This window comes from Pseudarthrobacter adonitolis (assembly GCF_055412845.1).
In genome coordinates this window covers 14,161-26,016 of the sequence record NZ_JBVAYW010000016.1, presented here as the reverse complement: position 1 = coordinate 26,016, position 11,856 = coordinate 14,161, and the positions used below count along the sequence as shown (strand labels likewise).

The following is an 11,856-nucleotide window of genomic DNA, read 5'->3' as shown; positions in this document are numbered from 1 at the left end:
ACCCATAAAGCCGGGACCTCCGTATGTGGACAACCGGGAAGGTCCGCGGGTCCACGTAAGATCCGCGGGTCCACGTAAGATAAGACCCGTGACTAGCGAACAGACAAAGACTTTCGACCTCTCGGCATCCTTCAAGGCCTACGACGTCCGGGGCATCGTGGGCGAATCCATCACCGCTGAAATCGTCGAAGCCGTGGGCGCTGCGTTCGTCGACGTCCTGGAACTGGAGGGCCAGACGGTCCTGATAGGCGGCGACATGCGCCCCTCTTCCCCCGAGTTCGCCAAGGCTTTCGCTGACGGCGCGGCCACCCGCGGTGCCGACGTCAAGCTCCTTGACCTGATCTCCACGGATGAGCTCTACTACGCCTGCGGTTCCCTCAATGCCGCCGGCGCCACGTTCACCGCCAGCCACAACCCTGCCGAATACAACGGCATCAAAATGTCGAAGGCCGGCGCGCAGCCCATCTCCTCCGAATCAGGCCTCAAAGAGATCCAGGCCCTCGCCGAGCAGTACCTCAACGGAGGCTCTATCCCGGCGGCCCCCGTCCGCGGCCTGATCGGCGTCCACGACGTCCTCAAGGACTACTCCGAGTACCTCCGCCAGTTGGTGGACCTCTCCGGATCCCGGCCGCTCAAGGTAGTGGTGGACGCCGGCAACGGCATGGCCGGCCTCACCACCCCGGCGGTACTCGGCGACGCCCTCCTGCCCAAGCTGCCGTTCGAGATCATCCCCCTCTACTTCGAGCTGGACGGCTCCTTCCCGAACCACCCGGCCAACCCTCTCGAGCCGGAGAACCTCCGCGACCTGCAGGCCGCCGTCGTTGAGCACGGCGCCGATATCGGCCTGGCATTCGACGGCGACGCCGACCGCTGCTTCGTCATCGACGAAAAGGGTGAGCCCGTGTCGCCGTCGGCCATCACCGGCATGGTGGCCCGCCGCGAAATTGCCCGCGCCCAGGCGCAGGGCGAGGCAACGCCCACCGTCATCCACAATCTACTCACCTCCCGTGCAGTGCCGGAACTGGTAGTGCACGACGGCGGCCGCGCCGTCCGCACGCGGGTGGGCCACTCGTTCATCAAGGCAGTCATGGCCGAGGAAGGTGCCGTGTTCGGCGGCGAGCACTCTGCCCACTTCTACTTCCGCGACTTCTGGAACGCAGACACCGGGATGCTCGCAGCAATGCACGTGCTCGCTGCCCTCGGCGAGCAGGACGGACCGCTGTCCGAGCTCGGCCGCGAGTACGAGCCGTATGTCTCCTCCGGTGAGATCAACTCCGAAATCGAGGACAAGGCCGGCGCCGTTGAGCGCGTCCGCACCGACTTCGCCGCCGAGGACATCACTGTGGATACCATGGACGGCAGCACGTTCACGGCAAATGACGGCAGCTTCTGGTTCAACCTGCGCCCGTCCAACACGGAGCCTTTCCTTCGGCTGAACGTGGAGGCAACGGACCGGGCCATGATGGAAAGCGTCCGCGACCGCGTATTGTCCAATGTCCGGCGCTAAGCCGGAGCTGGCCCACGAAGCCACGGACGGCCCGGCTGCGGTGGCTTCGTGGCGGGACTCCGTTCCGGAGGCCTCAGCCACGGATCTGGAAAACCTGCTGGGCACAGGCGTCGGCGCGGCCCAGGAACAGCTCGAGCGAAACGGCGGCTTCCTGCCGTTCGCACTCGTGGTGGAGAACGACGGCGAAGTCCGCCTGGTGGCCGTCACACCGGCTGATGCCCAGGACGGCTCTGACGGTGACTTCGACGCGGACTCGATGATCAGCGACCTCACCGAACTGCTCCGGCAGAACCGTGCTGATTTCCGGGCGGCCGCCATTGTCTGCGACATCCTCTTGGTCGAGGAAGAAACAGATGCCATCCATGTAGCTGCTGAGCACCGCGACGGCTCCGTTTTCGCCGCGGTCCTCCCCTACGCCGCCAACACCGGGACCCACGAATGGGAGTTTGGCCAGCTCGCCGCTGACACCAGCGAACCCACCGTCTGGGTGGACTAGACCACACCCCGGTTGCCATGAAAATCAACGCCTTCGCAGACGTCAGCCTCCGGGCGCTAATGGTTCTGGCCGCCGCGCCTGGGGCCACCCTCCTCACCACGCAGAACATCGCCGATGCTGTGGGCACGCCGTACAACCACGTCAGCAAGGCGATGGCCAGGCTGCGGACCCTGGGCCTGATCGAGGTAGAACGTGGCAGGAGCGGAGGGTCCCGGCTGAGCCCGGCTGGCCGCCGGGCAACGGCGGGCCAGGTCCTGCGGGACCTGGACACCCGGACGGACGCCGCCGACTGTGTCGCTCCGGGCGGTGACTGCCCGCTGATCCATGAATGCAGGCTTCGTGCCGCGCTGGCCCGCGCCCGTGAAGCGTTTTACCGGGAACTTGATGCCGTGGTTGTGGCCGACCTTCCCGGCTCGCGGCAGATGGCACCCGTCTTCCAGATGATCGGCCTGCGCCCCGGCCTGTAGCCCGGAGCCGCGCCCACATCCCCGCCAATTTGATTCCAACTTCTACGAGGTGTAGAACTTGGGGTACGAATATACGCATTTCAAATGTAAGTATTCACATTGACCGGACGAAAGCCCGGTCCCTATCGCAGGAGTACACATGCTCTCGGACAAATCCCGCCCCGTCATTGAGGCCACGCTGCCGCTCGTCGGTTGGCGGATCGGCGCCATCACTCCCAAGTTCTATGCACGGCTGTTCGCTGCCCACCCGGAACTGCTGGATGGCCTGTTCAGCCGCTCCAACCAGCGCTCGGGCAACCAGCAGCAGGCGTTGGCCGGAAGCATCGCCGCTTTCGCCACGCACCTGGTCAACAACCCGGGCACGGTCCCCGAAACCGTGCTTTCCCGCATCGCCCACCGGCACGCATCGCTCGGCATCACTGAGCCCCAGTACCAGGTGGTCTACGAGCACCTCTTCGCGGCCATCGCGGAGGACTTGGCCGAAGTCATCACCCCGGAGATCGCCGAGGCCTGGACCGAGGTCTACTGGCTGATGGCCGATGCCCTGATCAAGATTGAAAAGGGCCTCTACGCCATCCAGGCGAACGACAAAATGTGGACCCCGTGGCGGGTCGCCGCCAAGACTTTTGCGGGCACCGGCGCCATGACCTTCACCCTTGAACCCGCGGACGACACCCCCGTCACCCCCGCGCTGCCCGGCCAGTACGTCAGCGTGAAGGTGCAACTCCCGGACGGGCTCCGCCAAGTCCGCCAGTACTCCCTGTCCGATGACGCAGGCACGGGCCGCACCTTCACCACCAAGCTGGACGACGACGGCGAGGTGTCCCCGGTGCTGCACCGCGGCGTCGGAGTCGGTGACATCCTGGAACTCTCCAACCCCTACGGCGAGATCACCCTCAAGGAAGGCGAGGGCCCGGTGGTCCTGGCCTCCGCCGGCATTGGCTGCACGCCGACCGCGTCCATCCTGCGCTCCCTCGCGGACGCCGGCTCGGACCGCCAGGTCCTGGTCCTGCACGCGGAAAGCGATCTGGAGTCCTGGGCGCTGCGCTCCCAGATGACGGACGACGTCGAACGCCTAGCGGGTGCCGACCTCCAGCTGTGGCTCGAGCAGCCCGAACCAGGCGCCAAGGCGGGCTTTATGTCCCTGCGCGAAGTGGACCTGCCGGCCAACGCGTCGTTGTACCTCTGCGGCCCGCTGCCGTTTATGAAGCACATCCGCAACGAGGCCATCAACGCTGGCATCCCGGCCACGAGGATCCACTACGAGGTGTTCGGACCGGACATCTGGCTGGCTAGCTAAAAGCATTCATCGATTGTTCCCACCTGGCCCTACTGACAGCTCAAAAGGGCAGGTACGGAGCAGTCGATGAGAAAACAACGGCGGTCCCGCACCTTTCTTGCAAAAGGTGCGGGACCGCCGTCGTTTTTATGGGAGCTTCCGGCTGGGCCCACGCTGCCGAGGGGCCCCACTCGAGCTTGCGAGATTGGGGAGGCAGTGGGGACTAGCCCAGGCGGGACTTCAGGCCGGCAAGCTCGGACTGCAGCGCCTCGGGGAGGGAATCGCCGAACCTGGCGTACCACTCCTCGATGGACGCGAGCTCGGTGGCCCACTCGGCCGGGTCAACGCGGACAGCTTCCTCGACCTGTGCGGGCGTCATGTCCAGGCCCTTGAGGTCGATGGATTCGCCGGTGGGAACAAAACCGATGGGGGTCTCGACGGCGTCTGCCTTGCCTTCCAGGCGCTCGATGGCCCACTTGAGGACGCGGGCGTTGTCGCCGAAGCCAGGCCAGGCGAAGCCACCCTCGACCGTGCGGCGGAACCAGTTAACCAGGAAGATCTTGGGCAGGCGCTCCGGGTTGCCCTTCGCGGACAGGTTCACCCAGTGATTCAGGTAGTCACCGGCGTCGTAGCCGATGAAGGGCAGCATGGCCATGGGGTCGCGGCGGACCACTCCCACCGCACCGGCCGCAGCAGCGGTGGTTTCTGAAGACAGGGTGGAACCCATGAAGATGCCGTTGGACCAGCTGCGGGACTGCGTGACCAGCGGGATGGTGGTCTTGCGGCGTCCGCCGAACAGGATGGCGGAGAGCTCCACACCCTCCGGGCTGTTGTACTCCTCCGCCAGCATGTCGATCTGGTCGATCGGCGTGCAGAAGCGGGAGTTCGGGTGGGCAGCGGGCACGTCCGAATCCGGCGTCCAGCTGTCACCGCGCCAGTCGGTAAGGTGCGCGGGCACTTCGTCCGTCATGCCCTCCCACCACACGCCGCCGTCGTCGGTCAGTGCAACGTTGGTGAAGATGCTGTTGCCCTTGGCAATGGCACGCATGGCGTTGGGGTTGGTGCCCCAGCCGGTGCCGGGAGCGACGCCGAAGAGGCCGGCCTCGGGGTTGACGGCGCGGAGCTCGCCTTCCTTGCCGAAGCGCATCCAGGTGATGTCGTCACCCAGTGTCTCCACCTTCCAGCCTTCGATGGTGGGATCGAGCAGCGCAAGGTTGGTCTTGCCGCAGGCGGACGGGAAGGCAGCCGAGACGTAGTACGTCTTCTGCTCCGGGGACGTCAGCTTCAGGATGAGCATGTGCTCAGCCAACCAGCCTTCGTCGCGGGCCATCACGGAGGCGATACGCAGGGCGTAGCACTTCTTGCCCAGCAGCGCGTTTCCGCCGTAGCCAGAGCCGTAGGACCAGATGGAGCGCTCCTCGGGGAAGTGCACGATCCACTTGTCCGGATTGCACGGCCACGGCACGTCGGCCTGGCCGGCCTCGAGCGGCGCACCCAGTGAGTGCAGGGCCGGGACGAAGAACGCGTTGGTCTCGGTGATGCGGTTCAGCACGTCGGTGCCGATGCGGGCCATGATGCGCATCGAGGCAACAACGTAGGCGCTGTCGGTGATCTCGACGCCGAACTTGGGATCCTCGGCATCCAGGTGGCCCATGACGAACGGGATCACGTACATGGTGCGGCCGCGCATGGAGCCGGCGAACAGTCCGCGCAGCTTCTGTTTCATCTCGGCCGGGGCCATCCAGTTGTTGGTGAAGCCGGCGTCGTGCTTCTTCTCGGAGCAGATGAAGGTCTGCTCTTCGACGCGTGCTACGTCCGCGGGATCAGAGAATGCAGCGAAAGAGTTGGGGAAGAGCTCCTGGTTCAGGCGCGTCAGCGTTCCTGCTGCGACGAGTTCATCCGTAAGACGCGTGTTTTCCTGTTCGGACCCGTCAACCCAGTGGATCCGGTCGGGCTGAGTGAGTTCAGCAACCTCTTCGACCCATGCCAGCAGGCCAGCATGCGTGGTGGGTGCTTTCTCAAGCAGCGGCAGTCGTGCGAGATCGCCCATTGCGGTTCCCTTCCTCGGGTTCATCGGTGTGGACTAAATGCTATTGGCCACCCAAGGGCCCCAAGCCGGGCCAACCGTGCACGTTCGTGAGCGCTAGAGACGAAAACCGCGCAAATTCAAGGAAACCGCGCATAAAAGGCTAACATTAAGTGACGAAGGTCACCTAGACCGGTCTAGTCAGGTAGATTACATGCTCCTCGATTTGGTACTCCGGGCCACCCTCGCGTAAAGTAATTCGAGGTTCGGGGAGCAAGAAACTCCGCGAAACACAAGATGCGCCCATAGCTCAGCTGGATAGAGCGTCTGTCTACGGAACAGAAGGCCGGGGGTTCGAATCCCTCTGGGCGCACAGAGAAAGGCCCGTATCGGTTCGCCGATGCGGGCCTTTTGTCATTAAGCGCAATGCCGCCAAACCCCGCGCTTCCCTTGGATTCGCGCGGGTGAGCCGGCCCTACATGGTCAAAAGTTACGCAGTTCTGTCGCCACCTAATTGACGACGGCGGCGCTCCCCGCCTCCCGCGAGGCGGGCGTAGGCTGGACGAATGACGCCTGAAACGCTGCAACGTGAATTCGATGTCATTGTGATCGGCGCCGGCGCCGTGGGGGAAAACGTCGCCGACCGCGTGGTCCAGGGCGGCCTAACGGCTGTCCTTGTTGAGGCCGAACTGGTTGGCGGCGAATGCTCCTACTGGGCCTGCATGCCCTCCAAAGCCCTGCTCCGCCCCGGCACCGCCCTGCACGGCGCACAGTCGGTACCCGGCGCAGTAGAAGCCGTCACCCTGACACTGGATGCAGCGGCAGTCCTTAAGCGCAGGGACTATTTCACCGCCAACTGGCAGGACGACAGCCAGGTGAAGTGGCTGGAGGACACTGGTATTGAGCTGATCCGTGGCCACGGCTGGATCACCGCGCCGCGCACCGTTGAAGTAGCCGGGCTGGACGGCAACACTTACGAGCTCGAGGCGCGTCACGCCGTCGTACTGGCCACCGGCTCCACACCAACCGCACCTCCCATCGACGGGCTGGCGGATCTGCAGGTCTGGGGCACCCGCGAAGCCACCTCGGCCAAGGAGGTGCCGGAGCGCCTGGCTGTGATCGGCGGGGGCGTAGCGGGCACCGAGTTGGCTCAGGCATTTGCACGCCTGGGCTCGGACGTGACGCTCGTGGCCAGGAGCAGACTGCTGGGCACGTTCCCTGCAGAGGCCACCAAAGTTGTGGCAGCGGGGCTGCGCGCGGACGGCGTGGCGGTCCGCCTCAACACGTCCACCGAAAGTGTCCGGGAAAACGACGACGGCACGTTCACCCTGACGCTGCAGGACCAATCGCCGGGCCGAACCACTGTCACTGCCGACAAGGTCCTCGTTTCAACAGGCCGGCATCCCGCCCTTGAAGGACTTGGGCTGGAAAGCCTGGGCTTCGAGGGACAGGACGGGGAGCCGCTGAAACTCACCACCGACTCCACTGGCCTAGTCCAGGGCGTCCGGCGCTCCCCGGGCGTCCCTGACACACTGGACGAGAAGAGCGAGGAGCCCTGGCTCTACGCTGTTGGTGACGCCGCCGGCAGGAACTTTTTCACGCACCAGGGCAAGTACGAGGCCCGCGCTACGGGCGACGCCATCGCGGCCCGCGCCAAGGGCGAGCTCCGCGGCGCCCCAAAGGCCTGGAGCCCGTACGCACAGACCGCCAACCAGCACGCCGTGCCCAACGTGGTGTTCACGGATCCCGAGCTGGCGGCCGTGGGGCGCACGGTGGAGCAGGCGAAACAGGACGGCTACAACGTGTCATCCGTGGAGCTGCCTATCCAGGTGTCGGGTTCGTCCCTGCACTCCGAACACTACGAAGGCTGGGCGCAATTGGTGGTGGACGAAGACCGGCGGGTCCTGCTGGGCGCCACTTTCGCCGGCCCGGACGTGGGTGAGCTGCTGCACGCCGCCACCATCGCCGTGGTGGGCGAGGTCCCGCTGGAGCGGCTGTGGCATGCGGTGCCGTCGTTTCCCACCGTCAGCGAGGTGTGGCTGCGGCTCCTGGAGAAGTACGGCTTGTAGGAGGGGCCGCAAGTGTCCGCTTGCCCCCTGCTATTTGAACTGACCGGTCAGTTCATTTAGGCTGGACGCGGACATACCCCGTCGAAAGGCCATTCTTGCTCTCCGTACAGCAGCTCCATATGAAAGGCCGGCGCGACGATTTGCTCCCGCCCACCTCTCTACGGGTCGGCCGGGGTGAGCTCCTCCTCGTCACCGGCGAACGCCAGGACCAGCGGACAGCCCTTGCCCTCACCATCAGCGGGCGCATGAAACCCACAGGCGGCCGGATCGCGTGGGACGCCAACGAACGCACCAAATCGCTCCGGCTCGCGAGCGCCATTGTTGATTCCCCCAACGTGAACGAACCCGAGCAGCACCTCAGCGTCCGCGACCTTGTCACCGAGGACCTCGCACTGATCCCGCGCCGCTACCGGGGCGCGCTGCTCAGCAAACCCTGGCTCAAAGTCAACAGTTTCGAGGACATCGCGGATCTGTGGACGGAACAGCTGGCGCCGGACCGGCGCATTGAACTGCTCACGGCCCTCGCCCTCGCCAACCCGCACACCGACCTCCTCGTGGTGGACTCCCCCGACAGACACGGTGCCCACGCTGCGGACTGGCTCCCGCGGCTTGAGGAGCTGGCGTACGACGACGGCCGGCCGCTCGCCGTCGTCGTCACCGTGACTGCCCTCCCGACAGGGTGGACGGGACCGGCGACAGTGATCGGCAACGCCGTCCCGGACGTCGACGAAGCGCCCGACGCGCCGGCCGTAACAGACAAAGAAACCGAATCTCTCTTACTCGAAACCGAGGATGCCAAGTGACCGTGCTGCGGCTGGCCCGTTCCGAACTCAAGCGGATGACCGGCGGGTTGCTGCCGAAGCTGACCATCCTGGCCCTGATCATGGTGCCGCTCCTGTACGGGGCCGTGTACTTGTACGCCAACTGGAATCCGTACGGGAACCTGAACCAGATCGAAGCCGCCCTGGTGGTCGAAGACACCGGCGCCACGTCCAGCGACGGCACCCAGCTCCAGGCAGGCAAGAAAGTGGCGGACGGACTACTGGATGGCAACGTCTTCAACTGGCAGTCGGTCCCCACGGCGGCTGAGGCCGATGCAGGGGTCAGCAGCGGCAAGTACGCGTTTGCGCTGAAGATCCCGGCAGAGTTCTCCACGAACCTGGTCTCGCCCGGCAGCTTCGATTCGGCCAGCCAGGCGATGCTGAACGTCACCACCAACGATGCCAACAACTACCTGCTGAGCACCATCGTGGACAAGCTGACCACCGCGGTGCACACAACCGTGGCCAAGGAAGTGGGCGAAGAGACAGCGAACCAGCTGCTCACCGGCTTCGGCACCATCCACGCCCAGATGCTCAAGGCCGCAGACGGCGCCGGGCAGCTGGCGGACGGCGTGGCCACCCTCCGCGACGGGACCGTCACCTTGCATGCCGGGACCAGCGAGCTCAGTGCAGGAGCGGCCGAGCTCTACAACGGGCAACTGAAATTGCGCGACGGCGCCAATCAGCTGACCGACGGCGCCGGGCAGCTCAGCGGCGGGCTCTCCGTCCTGAAGGACAAGACCGCCACCCTGCCCACCGACACCCAGACGCTGGCCAACGGCGCGGCCCAGGTGGCCGCGGGGAACGCGCAGCTGAACACCAAGGTCCAGGACGTTGTCACCCAGCTTGATGCCGCGGACCAGGGTCTCCGGACGCGCGTGATCGAATCGAATGCCCGCTTGGTCGCGTCCGAAGCGATCACCCAAGTGCAGGCCGACAAAATCCTGGCCGACTTCGATCTCGTGGCTGCCTCCAGCCCCGTGGCCGCAGCGAAGACGCGGATCCAGACCGACGCCGCCCAGATCCAGCAGCTCGCGGATGGCTCCGAAGCCGTGAGCGTCGGCGCAGCCCAGCTGGCAACGGCCACCCCTGCGCTGAAGGACGCCATTGTTCAGGCCTCCGGTGGCGCTGACCAGCTCCATACCGGGGCGGCCACGCTGGCCACCGGCCAGCAGTCTGCGCTGGACGGCGCCGGACGCCTCGCGGAGGGGGCGCAAACGCTCGACGCCGGCGCGGGGCAGCTTGAAGCGGGTACCGGCACGGCCGCTGACGGCTCACGGACGCTGGCCGACGAAATTGCCAAGGGAGCCGGACAAGTGCCCAACCCGGACGATTCGCAGAAGAGCAGCCTCTCAGAGGTGATGGCCGACCCGGTCGCGGTCAGCAATGTCTCCCAAGCAAAGGCGGATTCCTACGGCGCGGGGCTGGCACCGTTCTTCCTGACGCTCGCCTTGTGGATCGGCATCTTTATGCTGGTCCAGGCGATGCGGCCCATCACCCAGCGGGCCCTGGCGTCGAACGCCCCGGCCTGGAAAATCGCCGTCGGCGGCTGGCTTCCGTTCCTGGCCGTCTCAGTAGTACAGGCCAGCCTGCTGACCCTCGTGGTGAATCTGGCGCTGGGCCTCAACCCCGCGCATCCGGTGTTGATGTGGCTGTTTATGCTTGCCGCGGCCATGGCATTCAGTGCCATTATCCAAGGCATCGTGGCGCTGCTGGGGTCGCCTGGCAAGCTGGTGGTGCTGATCCTGCTGGTGCTTCAGCTGGTGTCCTCGGGCGGCACGTTCCCCTGGCAGACCACCCCGCAGCCACTCCACGTGGTCCACGAAATCCTGCCCATGGGCTACGTGGTCACGGGCATGCGGCACCTCATCTATGGCGCGGACCTGTCCATGATCGTGCCCACTGTCCTGGGGCTGCTCGGCTATACGTTGCTGGGCGCGGCGATGTCCACGTTTGCGGTCCGGAAGCACAAGTACTGGACCCTGAAAACGCTCAAGCCGGAGATCGCGGTATGAGCCAGCCCGTGCGCGGACCTGCCGTGCATGAGCCTGCCGCGCATGACCCGGCCATGCACGGTCCGGCCGAGAAGAAACTCCGCCCGGCCCGGACCAATGCCACCCGGCAGAAGCTCTTCGATGCGTGCATGGAGCTGATTGGCCAGCGTGGCGCAGCGGGTGTCACTGTGGACGAGATCGCCGCGGCAGCGGGCGTCTCCAAGGGCACTGTCTACTACAACTTCGGCAGCAAATCGGACCTGATCGCGCAGCTGCTGCGGCACGGCGTGGACATCCTGAAGGCGCGCCTGCTCAGCGAGGCCGGGCAGCCCGGGGCCGATCCGCTGGTGGCCATGGAGGCAATGATCGGCCAGGCCATGGATTTCATGGCCGATTACCCGTCCTTCGCCCGTTTGTGGGTGAGCGAAAACTGGCGGACTCCCAGCGAATGGCGGGACACGTTTGCTGTGCTTCGGTCTGAACTCCTGGCCGTCATCGGCGCGGCCATAGAGAACGTGGCTGCTGTCCATCCTGTAGACAGCACTGTCTCGCGGGGCAGCCTCGAAACGGCGATCTTTGGCGCCTGCTTTGTGGTGGGGCTGGACCGACAGACGTACAACCCCGAACGCACCCGTGACCAAAGCGTTGCAGCAATCATGGCAATCATGCGCGGCTATGTCGTGACGTAGCAGGGATGATTGAACACATGCGCCACATGGGTAACAGCGGGAAGTTCGCCTTGATCGCGGCCGTCGCCGCCTTGGGCATGCTGGTGCTCACCGCCATCACCCTAGACGAGGCCGTAATGGTCACATTCCTGGGCCTGGTTGCACTGGCCTACGTGGCGGCTCTGGCGGAGGTCCTGGCACGGGGGCGCAACTTTGCTTTGGTGGCCACCGCTGCGGGATCCAGCCTCACCATTGCCTTTTCCCTGGCCTTCGTCAGCACCTGGGAGCTGGCCTTCGCCGAGCAGTCGTCATTCTTCGGCACACCGCTCCCCACCGGGGATCCGGACAACTACTTCTTCTGGGGTGCCGCCTCCGCAGTGGCCACGCTAGCGGTCCTCTTCCTTAGCGCAGCCTGGCCCGCGGGAAGGCGGCCGGGCACTGCGAAACGGAAGCCCTCGCCTGCCAAGCGGCGGCCCGCGTCCAGTGCCGGGCGGCCTGCTGCGCGGCGCCCGGCAACCCGGGGCGCGGC

General features: G+C 65.6%; 9 protein-coding genes and 1 tRNA gene. 9 read left to right on the top strand and 1 reads right to left on the bottom strand.

Annotated elements, in window-relative coordinates; genetic code table 11:
- Positions 1-88: 88 nt before the first annotated feature.
- From ACZYZ4_RS14755 to ACZYZ4_RS14740, 4 genes are all read left to right on the top strand, one after another.
- Positions 89-1,507 carry a phosphomannomutase/phosphoglucomutase gene (locus ACZYZ4_RS14755; protein ID WP_463862067.1) on the top strand — a complete coding sequence of 473 codons (1,419 nt, stop codon included), beginning with the start codon at positions 89-91 and terminating at the stop codon, positions 1,505-1,507.
- Positions 1,494-2,003, top strand: a complete 510-nt coding sequence (locus ACZYZ4_RS14750) for a hypothetical protein (protein WP_463862065.1) — start codon at positions 1,494-1,496, stop codon at positions 2,001-2,003. Before ACZYZ4_RS14755 ends, ACZYZ4_RS14750 begins: the two co-directional genes overlap by 14 nt.
- Positions 2,004-2,020: 17 nt before the next feature.
- Positions 2,021-2,470, top strand: coding sequence for an RrF2 family transcriptional regulator (locus tag ACZYZ4_RS14745; RefSeq protein WP_463862063.1), 450 nt, complete (start codon positions 2,021-2,023; stop codon positions 2,468-2,470).
- A 139-nt stretch (positions 2,471-2,609) separates the two neighbouring features.
- Positions 2,610-3,770, top strand: coding sequence for a globin domain-containing protein (locus ACZYZ4_RS14740; protein WP_463862061.1), 1,161 nt, complete (start codon positions 2,610-2,612; stop codon positions 3,768-3,770).
- A 202-nt stretch (positions 3,771-3,972) separates the two neighbouring features.
- Here the strand turns inward: ACZYZ4_RS14740 and ACZYZ4_RS14735 are convergent, their stop codons facing one another.
- Positions 3,973-5,799 (bottom strand): phosphoenolpyruvate carboxykinase (GTP), encoded by a 1,827-nt coding sequence (locus ACZYZ4_RS14735; RefSeq protein WP_463862059.1) that lies wholly within the window; start codon positions 5,797-5,799, stop codon positions 3,973-3,975.
- Positions 5,800-6,074: 275 nt separating this feature from the next.
- Here ACZYZ4_RS14735 and ACZYZ4_RS14730 point away from each other — a divergent pair.
- From ACZYZ4_RS14730 to ACZYZ4_RS14710, 5 genes are all read left to right on the top strand, one after another.
- A tRNA-Arg gene (locus ACZYZ4_RS14730) sits at positions 6,075-6,148 on the top strand.
- A 193-nt stretch (positions 6,149-6,341) separates the two neighbouring features.
- Positions 6,342-7,844: a dihydrolipoyl dehydrogenase family protein gene (locus ACZYZ4_RS14725; RefSeq protein WP_463862057.1), complete on the top strand. Its 1,503-nt coding sequence runs from the start codon at positions 6,342-6,344 to the stop codon at positions 7,842-7,844.
- A 95-nt stretch (positions 7,845-7,939) separates the two neighbouring features.
- Entirely contained in the window at positions 7,940-8,647 is a 708-nt protein-coding gene (locus ACZYZ4_RS14720) for an ABC transporter ATP-binding protein (protein ID WP_463862055.1), read from the top strand.
- Entirely contained in the window at positions 8,644-10,680 is a 2,037-nt protein-coding gene (locus ACZYZ4_RS14715; RefSeq protein ID WP_463862053.1) for a YhgE/Pip family protein, read from the top strand. Before ACZYZ4_RS14720 ends, ACZYZ4_RS14715 begins: the two co-directional genes overlap by 4 nt.
- A 53-nt stretch (positions 10,681-10,733) precedes the next feature.
- Entirely contained in the window at positions 10,734-11,348 is a 615-nt protein-coding gene (locus tag ACZYZ4_RS14710; RefSeq protein ID WP_463862133.1) for a TetR/AcrR family transcriptional regulator, read from the top strand.
- Positions 11,349-11,856 lie beyond the last annotated feature (508 nt).

Bases quoted from the DNA above. Each gene is read 5' to 3' on its own strand.
- ACZYZ4_RS14750 (WP_463862065.1), top strand. From the start codon at position 1,494: ATGTCCGGCGCTAAGCCGGAGCTGGCCCACGAAGCCACGGACGGCCCG.
- ACZYZ4_RS14745 (WP_463862063.1), top strand. From the start codon at position 2,021: ATGAAAATCAACGCCTTCGCAGACGTCAGCCTCCGGGCGCTAATGGTT.
- ACZYZ4_RS14740 (WP_463862061.1), top strand. From the start codon at position 2,610: ATGCTCTCGGACAAATCCCGCCCCGTCATTGAGGCCACGCTGCCGCTC.
- ACZYZ4_RS14710 (WP_463862133.1), top strand. From the start codon at position 10,734: ATGCACGGTCCGGCCGAGAAGAAACTCCGCCCGGCCCGGACCAATGCC.
- ACZYZ4_RS14725 (WP_463862057.1), top strand. From the start codon at position 6,342: ATGACGCCTGAAACGCTGCAACGTGAATTCGATGTCATTGTGATCGGC.
- ACZYZ4_RS14735 (WP_463862059.1), bottom strand. From the start codon at position 5,799: ATGGGCGATCTCGCACGACTGCCGCTGCTTGAGAAAGCACCCACCACG.